The 17,334-nt window shown below is 56.3% G+C and carries 20 protein-coding genes and 1 rRNA gene; 3 read left to right on the plus strand and 18 right to left on the minus strand.

Annotated elements, in window-relative coordinates:
• Positions 1-58: 58 nt before the first annotated feature.
• The 7 genes from C772_RS09360 to C772_RS09390 form a co-directional block, all read right to left on the minus strand.
• Positions 59-736 carry an ABC transporter permease gene (locus C772_RS09360; protein WP_008299476.1) on the minus strand — a complete coding sequence of 226 codons (678 nt, stop codon included), beginning with the start codon at positions 734-736 and terminating at the stop codon, positions 59-61.
• A gap of 4 nt (positions 737-740) precedes the next feature.
• The gene (locus tag C772_RS09365) at positions 741-1,667 is read right to left on the minus strand and encodes an osmoprotectant ABC transporter substrate-binding protein (protein ID WP_008299478.1); all 927 of its coding nucleotides are present in this window, start codon (positions 1,665-1,667) and stop codon (positions 741-743) included.
• Entirely contained in the window at positions 1,667-2,320 is a 654-nt protein-coding gene (locus C772_RS09370; protein WP_008299480.1) for an ABC transporter permease, read from the minus strand. The genes C772_RS09365 and C772_RS09370 overlap by 1 nt, the downstream gene beginning before the upstream one ends.
• Positions 2,320-3,480, minus strand: coding sequence for a betaine/proline/choline family ABC transporter ATP-binding protein (locus tag C772_RS09375; RefSeq protein ID WP_008299481.1), 1,161 nt, complete (start codon positions 3,478-3,480; stop codon positions 2,320-2,322). The genes C772_RS09370 and C772_RS09375 overlap by 1 nt, the downstream gene beginning before the upstream one ends.
• Positions 3,481-3,581: 101 nt before the next feature.
• A complete protein-coding gene (locus tag C772_RS09380) occupies positions 3,582-4,010 on the minus strand; it encodes a hypothetical protein (protein ID WP_008299483.1) in 429 nt (142 codons plus the stop codon).
• A gap of 184 nt (positions 4,011-4,194) precedes the next feature.
• Positions 4,195-4,392, minus strand: coding sequence for a CsbD family protein (locus C772_RS09385; protein ID WP_008299485.1), 198 nt, complete (start codon positions 4,390-4,392; stop codon positions 4,195-4,197).
• Between the two features lie 35 nt (positions 4,393-4,427).
• On the minus strand, positions 4,428-5,471 hold the full coding sequence (locus tag C772_RS09390; protein ID WP_008299487.1) for a YsnF/AvaK domain-containing protein: 1,044 nt from the start codon (positions 5,469-5,471) through the stop codon (positions 4,428-4,430).
• Positions 5,472-5,700: 229 nt separating this feature from the next.
• Here C772_RS09390 and C772_RS09395 point away from each other — a divergent pair, with 229 nt between their 5' ends.
• A complete protein-coding gene (locus C772_RS09395; protein WP_008299490.1) occupies positions 5,701-5,997 on the plus strand; it encodes a hypothetical protein in 297 nt (98 codons plus the stop codon).
• A 228-nt stretch (positions 5,998-6,225) separates the two neighbouring features.
• Here C772_RS09395 and C772_RS09400 read toward each other — a convergent pair whose 3' ends face one another.
• From C772_RS09400 to C772_RS09410, 3 genes are read right to left on the minus strand one after another with little or no spacing between them, the layout of a single operon-like run.
• A complete protein-coding gene (locus C772_RS09400; protein ID WP_008299493.1) occupies positions 6,226-7,011 on the minus strand; it encodes an ABC transporter permease in 786 nt (261 codons plus the stop codon).
• The gene (locus C772_RS09405) at positions 7,008-7,901 is read right to left on the minus strand and encodes an ABC transporter ATP-binding protein (RefSeq protein WP_008299494.1); all 894 of its coding nucleotides are present in this window, start codon (positions 7,899-7,901) and stop codon (positions 7,008-7,010) included. Before C772_RS09405 ends, C772_RS09400 begins: the two co-directional genes overlap by 4 nt.
• The gene (locus C772_RS09410) at positions 7,898-8,107 is read right to left on the minus strand and encodes a PLD nuclease N-terminal domain-containing protein (protein ID WP_008299496.1); all 210 of its coding nucleotides are present in this window, start codon (positions 8,105-8,107) and stop codon (positions 7,898-7,900) included. Before C772_RS09410 ends, C772_RS09405 begins: the two co-directional genes overlap by 4 nt.
• Before the next feature lie 168 nt (positions 8,108-8,275).
• Here C772_RS09410 and C772_RS09415 point away from each other — a divergent pair, with 168 nt between their 5' ends.
• Both C772_RS09415 and C772_RS09420 read left to right on the plus strand, forming a co-directional pair.
• Positions 8,276-9,178 carry an EamA family transporter gene (locus tag C772_RS09415; RefSeq protein ID WP_008299498.1) on the plus strand — a complete coding sequence of 301 codons (903 nt, stop codon included), beginning with the start codon at positions 8,276-8,278 and terminating at the stop codon, positions 9,176-9,178.
• 78 nt (positions 9,179-9,256) lie between these two features.
• Positions 9,257-9,691 (plus strand): FixH family protein, encoded by a 435-nt coding sequence (locus C772_RS09420; protein ID WP_008299499.1) that lies wholly within the window; start codon positions 9,257-9,259, stop codon positions 9,689-9,691.
• A gap of 56 nt (positions 9,692-9,747) precedes the next feature.
• Here the strand turns inward: C772_RS09420 and C772_RS09425 are convergent, their stop codons facing one another.
• The 8 genes from C772_RS09425 to rrf all read right to left on the minus strand — a co-directional run bounded on the left by C772_RS09425 (position 9,748) and on the right by rrf (position 17,272).
• A complete protein-coding gene (locus C772_RS09425) occupies positions 9,748-11,832 on the minus strand; it encodes an MMPL family transporter (protein ID WP_008299502.1) in 2,085 nt (694 codons plus the stop codon).
• Positions 11,829-12,230, minus strand: coding sequence for a hypothetical protein (locus C772_RS09430; protein WP_008299503.1), 402 nt, complete (start codon positions 12,228-12,230; stop codon positions 11,829-11,831). Before C772_RS09430 ends, C772_RS09425 begins: the two co-directional genes overlap by 4 nt.
• A gap of 89 nt (positions 12,231-12,319) precedes the next feature.
• Positions 12,320-13,693, minus strand: a complete 1,374-nt coding sequence (locus C772_RS09435) for a HAMP domain-containing sensor histidine kinase (protein ID WP_008299505.1) — start codon at positions 13,691-13,693, stop codon at positions 12,320-12,322.
• Complete coding sequence (locus tag C772_RS09440; RefSeq protein WP_035001993.1) at positions 13,690-14,361, minus strand: response regulator transcription factor; 672 nt, start codon at positions 14,359-14,361, stop codon at positions 13,690-13,692. Before C772_RS09440 ends, C772_RS09435 begins: the two co-directional genes overlap by 4 nt.
• Positions 14,362-14,536: 175 nt before the next feature.
• Positions 14,537-15,265, minus strand: coding sequence for an amino acid ABC transporter ATP-binding protein (locus C772_RS09445; RefSeq protein WP_008299509.1), 729 nt, complete (start codon positions 15,263-15,265; stop codon positions 14,537-14,539).
• Positions 15,262-15,906, minus strand: a complete 645-nt coding sequence (locus tag C772_RS09450; RefSeq protein WP_008299510.1) for an amino acid ABC transporter permease — start codon at positions 15,904-15,906, stop codon at positions 15,262-15,264. The genes C772_RS09445 and C772_RS09450 overlap by 4 nt, the downstream gene beginning before the upstream one ends.
• Positions 15,907-15,986: 80 nt before the next feature.
• Positions 15,987-16,781, minus strand: a complete 795-nt coding sequence (locus C772_RS09455; RefSeq protein WP_008299512.1) for a transporter substrate-binding domain-containing protein — start codon at positions 16,779-16,781, stop codon at positions 15,987-15,989.
• Positions 16,782-17,156: 375 nt separating this feature from the next.
• Positions 17,157-17,272: ribosomal RNA gene (rrf, locus tag C772_RS09460) — 5S ribosomal RNA — on the minus strand.
• Between the last annotated feature and the right edge of the window lie 62 nt (positions 17,273-17,334).

Consider the following 17,334-nt stretch of genomic DNA (forward strand, 5'->3'; position numbering starts at 1 on the left):
GGATTTCGCGACCGCCACACAAAAAACGCCCCCGCGTGTCGTTGCGGGGGCGGCTCTGTCACGTATTCGCTGTGCCGGTTTTGGCGGCCCGCTTCTGGTTGGCGGGCGATAGGGCTTTTTCAATCCAGCCCATGACAACGTCCGCGATAACAGCCATGAGGGCGGTCGGGATGGCGCCGGCGAGAATGATGGCTGCGCCGTCTGTAACGTTCGTGCCCCGGATGATGATCGATCCGAGGCCCCCGCCGCCGATAAACGCGCCGATTGTGGCGACACCGATTGCTATGATCAGCGCTGTGCGCAGGCCCGCCATGATGACCGATAGCGACAGCGGCAGTTCCACCATGAACAGCCGCTGGGCACCCGTCATCCCCATGGCGCGTCCCGCCTCCAGGATCGAACTGTCGACGCTCCGGATGCCGGTGTAGGTGTTCCGGATGATCGGCAGGAGCGAGTAGAGAAACAGACTCATGACGACCGTGTTGGCGCCTAGCCCCATGGCGAGCATGAGGACCGCGAGCATCGCGAGCGCCGGGATGGTCTGGATCAGGTTGGCCGCCGTGAGCACCCAGCCGCTCAGCTTGCCGTATCGGGCGATCAGGATGCCTGCCGGGATGCCGACAATGGCGGCAAACAGCACGCCGTAGGCCGACATGAGGAAATGGCGGATGAATTGCTCCATGACGTAGGATCCGTTCAGCTGATAGTAATTCCACAGTTCCTGGATGGTCTCCATTCCATCACTCCCCCTTGTCCCTGAAATAGTTGTGTTCCTCGAGGAATTCTTTTGCAACGATGGCCGGCTCTTTCTTATTGACGTCGGCCTCGTAGTTCAGCAAGGTCATTGTCTCCGCATCGATCGTGCCGGCCATGCGCCGGAGCAGTTCGTCCAGTTCCGGGTGTTTCTCGATCACGTCTTTGCGCGTGACGGGCGACGTTTCATACGGCGGGAAAAAGCGCTTATCGTCTTCGAGCGTCTTCAGGTTGAACGCTTTAAGCCGCCCGTCCGTACTGTAGGCCAGGACGACATCCATCTTGCCGCTTTTGACCGCCTGGTAGACGAGCCCGATCGACATCGGAAGTGCCTCACCGAATTCAAATCCATAGGCTTCAATAAAGCCCGGGTATCCGTCCCCCTGGCGGTTCAGCCAGTTGTTGTCCACGCCGAGCGTCAGGCTGTCGGCGACTTTCTCCAGGTCGGAGACCGTCTCGAGCCCTTCCGCTTCCGCGAGTTCCGCCGTCACGGTGAACGCATAGGTGTTCTGAAAACCGTACGAGTCATACCAAATCTGGTCAAAGCGCTCGTCAAATTCCTTCTGGACAAATGCCATTGCTTCATCAGGATCCTTCATGGGTTCGACATCAAGAATGGACGCCATGTCGGTGCCTGTATAACGGGCCGCGGTGATATCCACCTGCCCGTCGGTAAGCGCCTGATGCTGGATGATCGAGGTGCCGAGGTTTTCGACCATCTCCACTTTCAGGTCGGTTTCCTCCTCGATCAGGTGACGCAGCATATGGCCGAGCACCTGCGTCTCGGTATGGGTCAGCGTAGAGATGCGGATCGTGCCGTCCGCGCCGCCCCCGAGCCCCGGGAGCGCGCAGCCCGCAAGAAGGGCGGCAACAAGCGCGGCGATCAGACCGGTCCGAAAAAGACGGTTCTTCATCACGCCTCCCCCCTTTCCAGACGGATACCAAGCGGTGTTGCCGCTTTTTCCAGCTTGCCGAGAATCCAGTCGAGCAAAATGGCGAGAAGCGTGACCGGCACCGCTCCGCCGATGATCAGATCCGGACGGAACAGGTTCAGCCCGTCAAAGATAAAGTCCCCGAGCCCGCCTCCTCCGATAAATGAGGCAAGCGTCGCCCAGCCGATCAGATAGACCGCGGTCATCCGGATCCCTGCCATGATGACGGGAACCGCCAGCGGCAGCTCGACACGCGTCGTCCGCTGAAACGCCGTCATGCCCATCCCGCGCGATGCTTCCAGCAGGTTCGGATCCACATTTTTCACGCCGATGTATGTATTCCGGAGGATCGGCAGCATGGAGTAAAGAAACAGCGCGACGATCGCCGGGACTTTCCCGATTCCGAGGAGTGGAATGAAGAATGCGAGGATGGCGAGGCTGGGGAACGTCTGGACGACACCGGCGATGCCCATGATAAGCCCGGCGATCTTCGGCAGGCGCACAAGCAGGATGCCGAGCGGCACCGCAACAATCACGCCCAGTGCGAGAGCGGCAAACGAAATGAACAGGTGCTCCCACGTCTTTTCGAACAAAAGTGCACCGTACTCGGAGAAGAAATTCCCGATACTGTCCATCAGGCTCCCTCCCCGTCAGCCATTCCGGAAGATTCATCTTCCGCATCTCCCCAGACGGAGTCGTAGAGGACATCGACAAGACTTGTCCGGGTGAGGATGCCGGCCAGATGTTTCCGATCGTCCACGACCGGGACGTATTTGAGGCCGCGGACAAGGATATTGCGTGTTGCATCACGGAGAAGGGTATCCGCCCGTACGGTCGGGACATCCGTCTCCATAATATCTGCGACGGCTGCATCCCAATTTTTGTGCCGCTCGATCATTTCGACCGTCACCCAGCCGCGGAACACGCCCGCCCCGTCCGTCACAAGCAGGGAATCAACCCGGCGTCTCCGCATGATCTTGACGGCCTGGGACAGGGTTTCGCCCATGCCGACCGAAACCGGATCGGGATTCATGATCTGGCCGACTGTCTGGAGCTGCTGTCTCGCCTGGGCGAGGCGTTCCTTGCCGATAAAGTCTTCAACGAATTCATCGGCCGGATTGCGGAGAATCTCATCGGGCGATCCGACCTGCACGATTTTCCCCGCACGCATGATGACGACTTTGTCGGCCAGCTTCAGCGCTTCATCCATGTCATGGGTAACAAAGATAATGGTCTTGCCAAGCGTCTGCTGAAGATGCTTGAACTCGGCCTGCAGCGAATCACGGGTGATCGGGTCAAGCGCGCCGAACGGCTCGTCCATGAGAATCAGCGGCGGATCGGAGGCGAGTGCACGCAGGACACCGATCCGCTGCTGCTGGCCGCCGCTCAGCTCATGCGGATAGCGATCCAGGAATTCTTTTGGCATATTGACGAGTTCCATCAGTTCTTCCGCCCGCCCGTTCCGTTCTTCCGCAGGCATGCCCTTGAGCCGCGGGACGAGTGCAATATTGTCGCGGATTGTCATATGCGGAAACAGGCCGATCTGCTGGATGACATAGCCGATCGACCGCCGGAGCTCGACCACGTTTTTGTCGAGCAGGTTCTCTCCGTTCAGAAGGATCTTCCCTTCCGTCGGGCGGACCAGCCGGTTGATCATTTTCATGGTCGTCGTCTTTCCGCATCCGCTGGGGCCGATCAGGCAGACAAACTCTCCTTCTTCAATCTCAAGATTCAGATGGTCGACGGCTCGCTTGCCGCCTGCATAGACCTTTGAGACATTATCAAACACAAGCATTCCAAAACCCCCGTCTTCTCTTTTATCGTTGATATAATTGACTCTAAAAAGGTCCACCCATTTTGGTGAACCTTTTTATTATTATAGCATATGTTGTTTTTCTACTTCAGATATTTCTGATAAACGGAGGTCTGGCTACTGAATCCAAGGATTCCTCTGCGCTCTTCTGCAACGTCGACCTCATCCGGAGACACTTCGATGATGAACTCATGCCGGCCGTACGGCTTTACCTCCACATCATTCCGGACATAAGGGTCGCTTGTAACCATGACGAGTTTTCCATCCCGGGTCTCGCCTTCGATGGTAAATCGGTGGCTTTTATAGACCGTATAGGGGATGATTTCGTAGGCATCCTCCAGCTCTTTCACCGATACTTCCCGAATATAGCGGCCCGGGCGTCCTTCCTGTGGCCGAAAGCCTTCGTCCGCAAGAGAAGGATCATCTGTGGTCAAGTAATAAATCCGCTGGTAAGATGCAAGCTCATAGTCCCTGCCCTGCCACTTGGCATACCTGCCCTTTCTCAACTTCATTTCACTCCCGCCTTTCCCCGTTCTCTTTTTCTTCCAGTATAAATTTATTAGAAAATTCTTTCAACGATAATTAGTCATGTTTTTTGGTTTTTCCCGTATCTTTTTGGTTTTTCGCCAACAGACTTTCGACCCATTTTAGGCAAAAAAATACCGGGGAGGCATTGCCTCCCCGGCTTAAAGGTACTTATCGCTCGCCATCGGAGAATCGGTCCTTGAAATCCCCGATCTTGTCCTGGACATTGCCTTTGGCTTTGTCGTACTTGCCATCGGCCTGCATGGAGGCATCATTCGTGGCGTTGCCCCATTGGTCTTTTGCTTCACCTTTTACTTTGTTGACAGCGCCTTTCATTTTATCGGAAAAGCCATTGTCCTTGTCTGCCATCTTGCATTCCTCCTTGCTGAATGAGTCTCTCTGGCTTATAGACGACCGCGGTCGTTCAGGTCGCGATTGTCCAGGTCGCGGTTGCGCAGTTCGAGATCTTCTTCGTCATTGAGGTCGAAATCCGATGCAGCCTCATTGAATGCGCGTGTTTCCCCGCCTGCACGGCCGTACTCTTCATGCACATTGCCGGATTTGTCGATGTCCACTTCTTCACGGCGTACTGTTTCGCTGACAGTCTCAGTATCCTGGACTTCGCGTTTGCCGACGACGATTTCCTCGTTGACGACAGGGCGCTTCGTCACTTCGACGCGCTCTTCCGTTACCGGGATGCGGATGCTGTCCTCGTCCTCAAACACTTCGCCGTCTGCGTATTCACCGTCCACTTTACGGCGCTCTACATACACTTCTTCACGTGTGACCGGTACTTCCACGGTCTGCTCGTCTGTGACGACATGTTTGTCGATATCGACTTCGCCTGTCTGGACGCGCTGCTTGTCGACATTCAATTTCTCCTCGTGAAGACGGAGCCGGCGTGCTTCGTCATCTTCATGGAGATGATCATGGTGATCATGTTCATGCGCATGGGTGTGGAGATGCTCGCTTTCCGTATAGCGACCGGAGCCGACTGTCTCGCCGCGGCCTTCGCCGAGCGGAGGCGCATCCACTGTCATGCCGTCCTGGTTCACTACACCGGAGTCGTAATGGCCGACATTCGTGCTGTTCATCATATCGCCGCCGGCATGTCCGTAGTCTGCATCAGCAAACAGCAGGATGCCGCCGTCGCGTGCATCGTTATAGTACTGGTTCGCTTCTTCTTCCGTGAAGCCCATGTCGTTGAAGGCGCCGCGGTTCGCTTCGTCCCCTCCGAGGAAGTCCATGAAGCGGTCGAGCCAGCCGCGGTCATCATCTGTGCCGCGTGCATCAACGTCCATCCGTCCCCGCAGCGTATTCAGATTATCCGAGTTGTTCGTTACTACGTAAAGGCTGGACTCGTCATACCCTTCCGTCTTCAGCTGCTCGATCTTGTTCATCACTTCATCTTCTGTGCGATACGTACCGATATACTTTCTGTTTACCATTCTGAATCCCTCCATCTTTTTGTTGTTGATGTTGAGGTGCGACTACTTGGTGTTTACCCGGGTAACAGAGTCTGAAACTATTACAAAAATGAAAGACTCTTCGACCGGGATGCCTGCCGCATCTGGTTTGAAGCGGAGTCCGGATGGAAATAATAGTAGTAGGAAAACCTCCGGAATGCCCATGAAAATCGCGGTAATAACCGGTTAATAAAGGAAAGAGGTGCGTAAGATGGAAAACCGTCAGGAGAAGAAAAAAGTAGAGGAAACTTGGGGCGTGGAAGAAGAACTGGATCTGACGCCCGAGAATAAGGACAACCCCGAAAACATGAAAGGACTGGAAGGCGAGAGCATCTACGACAGGGATGAGGATATGAAGCATGTCGACGCCATTCCCGTAGAAGACCGGAAACAGGAGGAGATTGAGGAAAACCATAACCGGATGACCAAACATGACTCCTCGACCACCCAGAAATTCCCCGGCGCGGACTATCAGCAGAACGAAGAAACGCTGGAAGACGAAAACTGATCACGCGGAAATCCCCCGGGCGGCAGCTTAGCCGCCCGGGGGATTTTGCGTGCGGAGATTCTCCTCCGCCTCCACTTCATTCAGATCACAAGTCGAAATGATGATGCCGGAGAATGTCGGAACACGTCGTTATTTCCCGGGAAATGACGTTTTACCGGCCGTCTCTATCAGAACCGACTTAAATAATGCGACCGTCCGGGAACCCGGTCTGTCCTTTTCCCCGAGCCTTTATACTTTTGCCTTTGCTGCATTCCTCCGGGCCTGCAGGATGCCGAACAGAGCCAATAAGGCCGTCAGTACCGCAGTCACAATGAGCGCCCCGGCCAGGTCACCGGTGTCGGGGCCGCCCGTCAGATACGCCAATCCGTAAGACTGAAGTTTCCACGGGGACCAGGTCCAGTACGTCCCGACCAGACCGTCAATCATCATGCCGATAAACAGGATTCCGAGCGCGGCACCCGCAGCCCCGCCAGTCGGAAGCGACGCGCTTGCCGTCAGCGTGAGGGTCACGACAAATACGATCCACACCGCCATTACCAGGAGAAACAGCACAACATCGCGCAAATCGGGCACCTGGTCATACAGCTGGACGATATAGGTTGCCGCCATCCCATAACCGAGCCAGAGGGACGCAGCTCCAAGCAGCACGGCAGACGTCCATTTGGAAAGGTAATAGGCCGCATAGGAAATCGGCCGTACATACAGCAGCGTCCCCGTGCCGCTTTTCCGCTCCCCGGACAGCGAGCCCATGAATGCCAGCACAAGAACAAGCAGCCCGACCGTCTGGTACTGTCCGGTAAGCGAAGCGTAGACGTCCGCACCCGTCATCTCGGGCAACGTGAACTCTGACCCTTCCGGCAGGTTGCCGACGCTCTCCAATATTTGAGGAAGGAAATGGTAGGTGAGCGGTTCCAGCGCACCGAAAAAGATAAAGACGAGCGGTACCCAGAAGAGTTTGAAACTCCTCGCCTGCTCACGCCATTCCTTGCCGAGAAAAAGCCTGTACTGATTCACGGCTTCCCCACCACCTTCATGAAGATATCCTCGAGTCTCACGGAAGCCCTGCCGATGCCGGTAATGCCTGCCGGGTGTTCCGAGGCGAAACGGAGCAATGCTTCCATCGAGACCGCATCCCCGGAGATCATGACGGCCGGGCCGTCAACACGGGCAGTCCATGGCGCCGCCCCGGCAAACTGCTCCGCCGCCTCCCTGTCGCTGAAGGAGACCCGGAAGCCGGAGCCGCCGTACTTTTCCCTGACCTGACGGAGAGGGCCCTGCTCGATCAGCTTTCCGCTCCGGAGAAACAGCAGCTGATCCGTCATCTCTTCCGCGTCGTTCAGGATATGGGTCGAATAAAGGATTGTCGAGGTTTCGCCGATCTCCTTCAGCATCTCCATCACTTCCCGCCTGCCCGCCGGGTCAAGCGCGGACACCGGTTCGTCCAGAAGAAGAAGCGCAGGCCGGTGGATGATCGCCTGGGCAAGTCCGAGCCTCTGTTTCATCCCCCCCGAAAAGCCGCCGATCCGCTTTTTCCCGGCATCCCCCAGCCCGACAAAGCCGAGCGTCTTCTCGCATGCCGTGCGCACGTCCCGGCCCCCTATGCCGGTCAGGCCGGCCGCCAGTTCCATGTACTCGATCGCCGTCATCCAGGGGAAGAAGTTTGGATACTGGGGCAGAAATCCGATGGCGCTGCGCGGATCTTTACCCGCGCCGCTGAACCGGATCGTGCCCGACGACTGCCGGAGCAGACCCGCCAGCATGGAGAGGGTCGTCGTCTTGCCGGACCCGTTCGGCCCGATCAGTGCCGTCGCGGTATGTTCAGCGAGGGAAAACGTCAGGCTGTCCACCGCACGGACTCCGTCATATTGCTTCGTGAGCCCCGATACTTCCAGGACCGCATTCACGAATGCCGCCTCCCGACCGTAAAGTAGAGTATCGGGCCGATCGTATTGATGAAGATGATGATGAATACCCAGAGGATGATCGGACCGTTAGTCGAGCGTTTTTTGTTCAGGTCGATCAGAGCCGCCGTCATGAGAACGAACTGGATTGCAATCAGCGGCCAGACCAGCCCCCAGGGAATCTCGGCAAGCTGTTCGGTGATGGACATGGGAATCCCTCCATGATCATGATGGTTATTCTACGTTTCGCAGGGCCCCGAAGTTTCGTCCGGAAGAAAATATTACCGTCGGCTGTTCCCCTGCTTCGGCGGCGCTTCCGCTCCCTCCGTACCATCCGGCCATGCTATACTAGCGGTTGGAATGGAGGAAACACAGAAATGCCAAAATGGATTTATCCTGTGATGATCGCAGTGGGTTCGTCCTGCTACGGCATCCTGTCAACCAATATCAAGCTCGCCATGAATGCCGGCTTTACGGCATCCGAAGCGGTCACCGCCCAATACATGACCGGCTTTTTCCTGGCGTTGCTGTTGTTTGCCGCCATCAACCGGCGGCTGCCGAACCTGAAAGGGGCATCGGCACTGATCCCGGCAGGTATTTTCACGGCAGCGACCGGGATCGTATACGGGAAGTCGCTGGTCTACCTGCCCGCCTCGCTTGCCGTCGTCCTGCTTTTCCAGTTTACCTGGATCGGAATGCTGATCGACTGCATCGCAAGGAAGCGGCTGCCGAACCGCGCTGAAATCCTTTCGCTTATCCTTCTCTTCGCGGGCACGATCCTCGCCGCCGGCCTGATCGGCACCGACCTGACCGGCATTCCTTGGCAGGGCTGGGCATGGGGCATGGCCGCTGCGCTCACCTTCTCGCTCTTTATCTTCTCGAACCGCAAGACGGTCGAAGGCATGGATACGCTCACCCGGCTGCTCATCACGTCATTTGTTGCCGTCATCGTCATTTCGGTCTTCCAGTCTCCCGAAATCCTCTGGAACGGCAGCCTGCCCGACGGCCTCTGGATGTACGGGCTGCTGCTCGGCGTCTTCGGGATTATTGCGCCGGTTGCTCTTTTCGGGATCGCAGTGCCGCATGTCGGCTCCGGGCTGTCATCAATCCTGAGCTCGGCCGAATTGCCGGTCGCGGTCACCGTTTCCGTGCTGCTCCTTCACGAGCCGTTTTCAGGCGTGCAGCTCGCAGGGATTATCGTCATCCTCTTCGGCATGGTCCTGCCCACCCTGCTTGAGCACAGACGGCACGCCGGGACGACTGTCACGGAATCGTCGTAAACGTTGCCTGTTTGTCACGCTTGCCGCCCGCCCATATGGTTTGATAAAGTCAGCACAAATTGAAAGAAGGGTTACTTCATGAAAAAATTCAATTTCATGCTTTTGTCCGCTTTCCTAATCCTCCTGCTCGCCGCCTGCGGTACAGCCGAAGACGGGAAGTCGGGTGACGGCGGCGGACACGATGGAAGCCATGCGGAGCATGGTGATGAGGATGCAGTCGTGCACCCGCTTACCGTGGATATGCAGTTGCCGGAGAAAGCGGCTGCCGGAGAAGAAGTGACCATCCGCACCGTCGTCACATTGGGCGATGAGGTTGTTGAAGACGCGGATGAAGTAAAATACGAAATCCAGAACGAGGCCGGGGAAAGCGAAATGATCGTGGCCGAATTCGACGGAGAAGAATCTTATCCCATCACGAAAACCTTTGACGAACCGGGCACCTACAAGGTGATCCCGCATACGACCGCCCGCGGCCAGCACACGATGCCGGCCAAGGAAATCATTATTGAATAACAAAAAGCCCCGCAGGACCGGCACGATGACCGGACCTGCGGGGCTTTATAATTTAATCAGATTCCGCTCCTCTTTCCGAGCAGAAGGATGATGGCCGGGATGAGCAGCGGCCGGACGATGAACGTGTCGATCATGATGCCGAGTGCCATCATGATTCCGAACAGCTTCAGCTCGTAGACCGGCATCGTCCCGAGCACAAGGAAGGTGGCTGCAAGGATAAGGCCCGCGGAGCTGATGACACCTCCGGTCTTTTCCAGGCCGAGCTTGACCGCCTCCTTCAGCTCGTGATGCTTCCGCTCCTCCCGGATACGGGCGATCAGCATGATCGAATAGTCGACGCCGAGCGCGATCAGAAAGACGAAGGTGTAGAGCGGGATGCGGTAGCTGATTTCATCTGTTCCGAAGAACACGTCAAACAGGAAGATCGACAGCCCGAGTGTCGCCGCAAAGGACAGCAGCAACGTGCCGATCAGATACAGCGGCGCGATGAGCGAGCGTGTCTGGACAGCCAGCATGAGCGTGATCAGGACCGCAACAGCGATCATAACGAGCAGTGTATCCCGGTCATTGATGTCCCTGAGATCCGCATTGACCGCGCTCTGGCCGGCCAGGTGGAACTCCGATGCTTCAATACCGGCAACTTGCGCGATTGAAGCGCCCCGGTCCCTCAGACGGTTGGCGGCATCAAGTGCTTCGCCGGCATACGGGTTTGCATCAAACGTCACCGTAACACGTGCTGCCTTCCCGTCTTCCGATACCGGCATGCCCTGGAACGAAGCACCCGCGACGCCCGGTACTTCTTCGATCCTGGAGGCCAGATCGGCAGCCTGGTCCGGGGTGATCGCATCGTCCGATACGACCAGCACCGTGCCCGGGGCCAGCTCCCCTTCGCCGAATGCCCCGCCCAGCACCTCAAACCCCTGGCGTGAGGACAGGTCATCCGGGAATGACTTGATCAGATCGAATGATTCCTTGTAGTTCACCGTGTTGATCGAAGCAATGACCAGCAGCGCCAGCACCGGTACCAGAAACGCAACCGGACGGGCCGTGACTTTGTCCGCGATGCGCGACCAGATGGTTTTCTTGTCAGACTTCTCTTCGCCGTACGCCGGAATCCTCGGCCAGAACGCCTTGCGGCCGGCAATGGCGAACAGGGCAGGCAGCAGCGTCAGTCCGGCGATCAGAATGATGGCCGCAGCAATCGCAAACACCGGCGCGAAGTTCCGGTATGACTCATACAGTGCGAAAAACAGCGTCAGAACGCCGAGGAAGATTGTGCTTCCGCTGAAGAAGATCGGTTCCCGGATACCCCTGACCGCGGCATCCATCGCCCCGGCAGTGTCTTCATGTGTCTTCAGCTCTTCCCGGAATCGTGAGAACACAAGGAGCGAGTAGTCGGTGACGACCGCAAACAAGAGGACAAGCATGATTGAAATCGACTGGTTCTCCGTGACATACCATCCTGCCGAAGCCCCGAGTCCGACCACTTTGTCGACGACCACATAGACGATCGACGCCCCGACAAGCGGAATCAGCGCCAGAAGCGGTGAGCGGTAGATGATCAGGAGAAGAACCAGGATGATGGCCACAGTGGAAAGAATTAAGACTACATCCGCCCTGGAGAACAATTCGACCGCATCAGCCGAGATGCCGGCAGGTCCGGTCCAGTAGATTTCCAGGCCCTCACCCGCTTCGGAGGCTACGGTTTCTTTCATGTCATCCAAGAGGGCCTTCAGGTCATTTCCTTCAAGCCCCGGCAAAGTGACGGGCGCGAAGAACACCGTCACGTCTTCCGAGAGGAACGTATCCCTTGTTCCGAGAAGCGCCTGAGCCGGGATGGCCGTCACGTCTTCATAGGACTCGTTTTCAGAAAGACCACCGATCACTTCTGCAAAGCCGGCGATCTGTTCTTCGGTCAGGCCGTCTTCATTTTCCGCGACAACAATGGCAGGAACCCCTTCTTCCGCAGGGAAGAAGTCGTCGATCCGCTCCGATGCGACAATCGACGGCTCATCCGCCGGAAGACCTGAGTTTTTGTTCGGTTCAAAAAAGTCCCTTGCTCCAGGTGCCGCAACAGACAGCACGGACGCCGCGATGATCCAGATGAGCAGGGTCGCCCAATACTTCCGTTTCCCTTTCATCGGCGATTCCCTTCTTTCTCAGTCATAAAGGTTACCGCGACAAACAATGCGAACGCGACGAGCAGAGTGGTCCCGCCGACGATGTAGAAGATGAGCGAGAACGTTTCATTGATGCCGAACGGCTGCATGAACTGCAGCCACATCCCCGTTGTGAGGCCAATCGCACCGAGGATCCCGGTCCAGCCGTGGATGGCGACGAGCTTCTGTGAACGCACAGCATACAGCTTATAAAAGACGCCCCAGGCAAACACCGACAGCCACCCGACGAGCAGGATATGAGCGTGGATCGGGCGGAACGCATACGACCCCGCACCCGCCATGTGGGAGCCGATCACTGTCCCGATCAGTCCGAAAACGGCGGCGATCCGCATCAGGCGCAGACTCCATTTTTCTTGCATGTTGATCCCCCCTTACTTGTTGGATTTATTATAAATTCCTAAGTTGAACGGAAGATGAACTGGGGGTGACAAAACGGTCAATCCGGACGTTACTTCGGAAGCTTCACGGTGAACCGGGCGCCGCCGGCCGGTGACTCGCCTGCGGAAATGGAACCGCCGTGAAGCACAACGACCTCCTTTGCAATCGACAACCCGAGTCCTGTACCTCCTCCCGCGGTCCTGGCCACGTCAGAACGGAAGAATCGGCCAAAGATCCGCTCACGTTCCTCAAGCGGGATTCCCGGGCCGGAATCCTCTACAGTGACCGTCACAGATTCGGCCGAGTCGGTTAGCCGGACCCATACCTCCCCGCCATCCGGCGTGTACTTTGCAGCATTGGACAAAAGGTTCTCCCAAACTTTGCCGAGCAGCTCCCGGTCTCCGTTGAAGGATGCCTCTTCTGCTTCAAGCGTCACAGAAATCCCCTTTTCCTCAAATGGCCAGCGGGACTTGCGCACCGTCTCCTTCAGCTGCTCGGACACACTGAAGAGATTGGGCTCCGGCAACTCCTTGAACTGGTCGATTGATGTCAGGACAAGCAGCTGGCCGGACAGGACCGAGAGCCTGGAGGATTCGCTCCGGATGATGTCCGCATACTCCACTCGCCGCTCCGCGGGCAGTTCCGGGTCCATGAGAAGTGTCGCGTAACCCTTCATGTTCTGCAGCGGCGACTGGAAGTCGTGCGAAACATCACTGATGAACGCCTTTCTCGCCTGATCGTTTTCCGCAAGCTTGCCGGCCATCCTCCGGAAACTGTCCGACAGCTGTCCGATTTCATCCGCCCGGCGGATATCCGGAAGGTCCGTGAACCGCTCCTCCGCGACCCGGTTTGTCGCCTCCGTCAGCTCCGTGAGCGGCCGGATCAGGCGCTTTGCCGTAATCAGGACCGCAAGAAAGCCGATCACCGCGATCGACACGAGCATAATCGCCGTCAGCCAATGCAGCTCATTGAACAGGAGGCCGATGTCCGGCCGGATAAAAAGCGCATGCGGACGGCCGTCATAGGTGAACAGAACCCCTGCCGTATTGGCAAGGTCATTGGCGAAATACCCTGCCCAGAATGTTTCCGCGGGCAGATCGCGCATACCGTGATAGGTTTCCCCTGATAGCACGCTTTCGACCGTGCCCTGCGGAAGGGTCTTGTCGTCAAACGGGCCGCCGTAGAAGCTGCCGCTCCCTTCGCGGTCCGTCACGTACAGGATATAGCCGGCATCCGCCTGGGTTTTCAAATACCGGTCCAGATTGAGATGGCCGTTTTCTTCGATAAACCCGGCCATCGATCCGGCAATCGCGACATGCTTTGCGTCATTGTCTTCCTTCATCTCACGGTGATACACCGTATTGACAATCAGATAGGACAACACGAGCCCTGCCGCGAGTACAAGTACAGAGGCCAGGACGAACTTGCCGTAGAGTGATTTCATGGACGGATCACCATCTTGTAGCCGACTCCGCGGACCGTCGCGATGGAGACACGATCCGTAAGCCCCTCCAGGCGGTTCCTGATGCGCTTGATATGTACGGACAGTGTCCGGTCATCCCCTTCGTAGTCCAGCCCCCATACACGCTCCAGAAGCCGTTCACGCTCAAGCACCACATTAGGTCGTGATGCGAGGAGCGCCAGCAGCTCAAACTCCTTCAGGGGAAGCAGCAAAGTCCTGTTCCCGCAGGACACCTCGTAGCTTTGCCGGTCGATCTCGAGCGGACCGGCCAGGATCGGCGCTTCCTCTGCCTTCCTGTAGCGGCGCAGAATCGCATCCACCCGGAACAGCAGCTCCTTCGGCTCGAACGGCTTCACGACATAGTCATCCGACCCAGCCCGAAAACCCCGTTCCTTGTCTTCCAGCGCCCCTTTCGCAGTCAGGAGCAGCACCGGCATGTCCCTGAACGACTTCAGTTCTCTTGTGAGCGCAAAGCCATCCATGCCGGGCATCATGACATCGACAATCGCCAAATCCGGACTTTCGGCATCCAGCAGGGAAAGTGCGCCGATGGCATCTCCCGCGGCAATGACCCCGTATCCCGCTTCCTGAAGGGCGATCCGGACCAGTTCCCGGATTCCCGGATCGTCATCCACAACCAGAATCTTCACGTTCATCCCTTCTTTCCTGAGTCCATTGTGCAACACTGCGGAAAGCCGTACAAGCGGGAACGGAGCCCGTATCTGCCTGTCCATCAGCATTCCTGAACGTTTGTGAACCTAATATTAGCCTGCTGCATCCGCCAGAAAAACCGCCTCTCGGCATGAGAGGCGGTTTCGGAAGATTTTATAGCACTTTACTCAGGAAGGCTTTGGTCCGTTCGTGCTGAGGGTTGCCGAACAGCTCGTTCGGTACATTCTCCTCGACGATGTAGCCTCCATCAATGAACAGTACCCGGTCTGCGACTTCCGCGGCAAAGCCCATTTCGTGGGTCACGACAATCATCGTCATGCCCTCTTTGGCAAGGTCCTTCATGACGCCGAGCACATCCCCGACCATCTCCGGGTCAAGCGCGGAAGTCGGCTCGTCGAACAGCATCACCTTCGGGTCCATCGCAAGCGACCTCGCAATGGCAACGCGCTGTTTTTGTCCGCCTGATAATTCCCCGGGATAAGCCTTCGCCTTGGCACCCAGACCGACCTTATCCAGCAGGCCCAGCGCCTTTTTCTCGGCGGCATCGGGCTTCAGCTTGCCGAGCTTGACCGGAGCGAGCGTCAGGTTCTCCAGCACCGTCATATGCGGAAACAGGTTAAAGTGCTGGAACACCATCCCGACTTTTTGACGAATTTCATTGATATTGTTTTTCGGATTCGTGATATCCGCGCCATCGATATAGACATGCCCGCCCGATATGTCCTCCAGCCGGTTCAGGCACCTCAGAAACGTGCTTTTCCCGGAACCGGAAGGCCCGATCACACACACCACTTCAGAAGGCTCTACGGCAGTTGAGATGTCTTTGATGACTTCCAGATCTCCGAATGATTTCTTCAGATTCTTTACTTGAATCATACTCATCGCAGGACAAACCTCCTTTCCAGATAACTGGACAAGAGTGACAACAGATAGATGATGACAAAGTACATGACTCCGAGCGCCAGGTAGATGGTGAACGGCTCAAATGTCGCACTGACGATGACCCGGCCCCGCTGTGTCAGGTCGGCGACCCCGATGATCGACAGGAGCGAAGTATCCTTTAATGAAATAATCGCCTGGTTGGTGATCGTCGGCAGCATTCGCCTGAACGCCTGGGGCAAGATGATATAGCGCATGTTCTGTGACTGGTTCAGCCCGAGAGAACGCGCTGCTTCGGTCTGTCCCTTGTCGATGGACTGGATCCCGGCACGGATGATTTCCGCGAAGTAAGCCCCCGCATTGATGGCAACGGTTACAATTCCTGCCCAGACGTTATCAAGGGACACCCAGGAAAACGAGTTCAGTCCAAAGTAGATAAAGAACAGCTGGACGATGAACGGTGTCCCGCGTATCGCATCGATGAAAATCTTGGCAATCCAGTTCAGGATCTTAAACGGCGCAAGCCGCAGAAGCGCCATGACAAGGCCGATGAGAAACCCAAGGACAATTGCGATGGCAAAAATATAAAGCGTCATTTTCAAGCCTTCCCACAGCATGGGAAGGGACTCGATGATCGTTTCCATTCATTCACTCCCCCATCGTTGCAGATCTCTGATGTGTAAATGGAAAAGGCGCGCCCCAGCGCGCCTTTTGACTGTCCGGCTTATTCCGAGATGTAGGTGTTCAGAATCTCGTCGTACTCGCCGCTGTCTTTCAGTTCCTCCAGCCCCGCATTGATCTTGTCGAGAAGATCCGCATTTTCACCCTTCAGGACGGCAATGCCGTAATTGTCCCCGTTCAGACGGTCTCCCACAATCTTCAGATCCAGGTTGCTTTCCGCGATGGCATACGCGATCACCGGATAGTCTTCGATAAGGACATCCGCATTGCCGTTCGACACTTCCTGGAACATCGAAGGGCTGTCTTCAAGCACAGTGATCTCATAGCCGTATTCATCCTGGTTGTCCTGGGCGAACTGGGCACCTGTCGTGCCGGACTTGACGACAACTGTCTTGCCTTCAAGATCTTCAAGTGCTTCAATCTCACTGTTGTCTTTCTGGGCGACAAGCGTCAGCCCCGCTTCAAAATAAGGTTCGGAGAAATCAACGATTTCCTTACGTTCATCCGTAATACTCATCCCTGCAATTGCCACATCCAGCTGGCCTGCCTGAAGAGCCGGAATGATCCCGCCAAAATCCATCGGCTCAAGCTTTACTTCAAACCCCTGATTTTCCGCGATGGCTTTGATCAGGTCCACGTCAATTCCCTTGTAATTCCCGTTGCTGTCTTCAAATTCAAATGGCGGATAGGTCGTGTCAATGCCGACAGTATACGTCTGGCCGCCACTGCCTTCCCCTGTTCCGGCCTCTTCTTCGGACGCTCCCCCGTCTTCGCTTCCGCAAGCCGCAAGGAACAGAACCAGTGCCGCCAGTGTCAGCAAAAATTTAAACCCCTTCATTCAAAAGCCCCCCTGTCTTAAGAATCATCCAACTCCACAATACCATAACAGAGAGGTGATTAGAATGATAATTCGCCAATTTCCGTCTCTTCGAAAGTAAAGACCAAAAGGTTGAGTGAATTGGCATCCAGGCAAAATAAAAACCGCCTCTTCAGGGGCGGCAGCCGCGCAGGCCGAAAATTGACGATTGAGTTTCCGGATTGCGAAAGTGACAATTGATGTGTTGAAAGTGATGAAACATACGCTGAAAGTGATGAATCAGGCCTTGAACGTGACGATCAGCCGGATCGTACCACCCGGTTCCCTGAACACGCCCGATGCAGAAACTTTTTTAAACCAAAATAAAAAGCCGCCTCCATAAGGAGACGGCTTTGTGCCCAGCGACGTCCTACTCTTGCAGGGGGAAGCCCCCGACTACCATCGGCGCTGAAGAGCTTAACTTCCGTGTTCGGGATGGGAACGGGTGTGACCTCTTCGCCTTCATCACTGGACCTGAGCTTGTTCGCTCAAAACCGGATAAACGAGACATTGTAAAGTACCGAGTCTTTCATGT

The organism is Bhargavaea cecembensis DSE10 (assembly GCF_000348905.1).
Lineage (GTDB): Bacteria > Bacillota > Bacilli > Bacillales_A > Planococcaceae > Bhargavaea > Bhargavaea cecembensis.

Coding starts and splice junctions, on each gene's coding strand:
- C772_RS09430 (WP_008299503.1), bottom strand. CDS start 12,230: ATGCAAGAAAAATGGAGTCTGCGCCTGATGCGGATCGCCGCCGTTTTC.
- C772_RS09390 (WP_008299487.1), bottom strand. CDS start 5,471: ATGGTAAACAGAAAGTATATCGGTACGTATCGCACAGAAGATGAAGTG.
- C772_RS09450 (WP_008299510.1), bottom strand. CDS start 15,906: ATGGAAACGATCATCGAGTCCCTTCCCATGCTGTGGGAAGGCTTGAAA.
- C772_RS09360 (WP_008299476.1), bottom strand. CDS start 736: ATGGAGACCATCCAGGAACTGTGGAATTACTATCAGCTGAACGGATCC.
- C772_RS09425 (WP_008299502.1), bottom strand. CDS start 11,832: ATGAAAGGGAAACGGAAGTATTGGGCGACCCTGCTCATCTGGATCATC.
- C772_RS09410 (WP_008299496.1), bottom strand. CDS start 8,107: ATGTCCATCACCGAACAGCTTGCCGAGATTCCCTGGGGGCTGGTCTGG.
- C772_RS09380 (WP_008299483.1), bottom strand. CDS start 4,010: ATGAAGTTGAGAAAGGGCAGGTATGCCAAGTGGCAGGGCAGGGACTAT.
- C772_RS09415 (WP_008299498.1), top strand. CDS start 8,276: ATGCCAAAATGGATTTATCCTGTGATGATCGCAGTGGGTTCGTCCTGC.
- C772_RS09395 (WP_008299490.1), top strand. CDS start 5,701: ATGGAAAACCGTCAGGAGAAGAAAAAAGTAGAGGAAACTTGGGGCGTG.
- C772_RS09420 (WP_008299499.1), top strand. CDS start 9,257: ATGAAAAAATTCAATTTCATGCTTTTGTCCGCTTTCCTAATCCTCCTG.
- C772_RS09370 (WP_008299480.1), bottom strand. CDS start 2,320: ATGGACAGTATCGGGAATTTCTTCTCCGAGTACGGTGCACTTTTGTTC.
- C772_RS09365 (WP_008299478.1), bottom strand. CDS start 1,667: ATGAAGAACCGTCTTTTTCGGACCGGTCTGATCGCCGCGCTTGTTGCC.
- C772_RS09435 (WP_008299505.1), bottom strand. CDS start 13,693: ATGAAATCACTCTACGGCAAGTTCGTCCTGGCCTCTGTACTTGTACTC.
- C772_RS09455 (WP_008299512.1), bottom strand. CDS start 16,781: ATGAAGGGGTTTAAATTTTTGCTGACACTGGCGGCACTGGTTCTGTTC.
- C772_RS09445 (WP_008299509.1), bottom strand. CDS start 15,265: ATGAGTATGATTCAAGTAAAGAATCTGAAGAAATCATTCGGAGATCTG.
- C772_RS09385 (WP_008299485.1), bottom strand. CDS start 4,392: ATGGCAGACAAGGACAATGGCTTTTCCGATAAAATGAAAGGCGCTGTC.
- C772_RS09375 (WP_008299481.1), bottom strand. CDS start 3,480: ATGCTTGTGTTTGATAATGTCTCAAAGGTCTATGCAGGCGGCAAGCGA.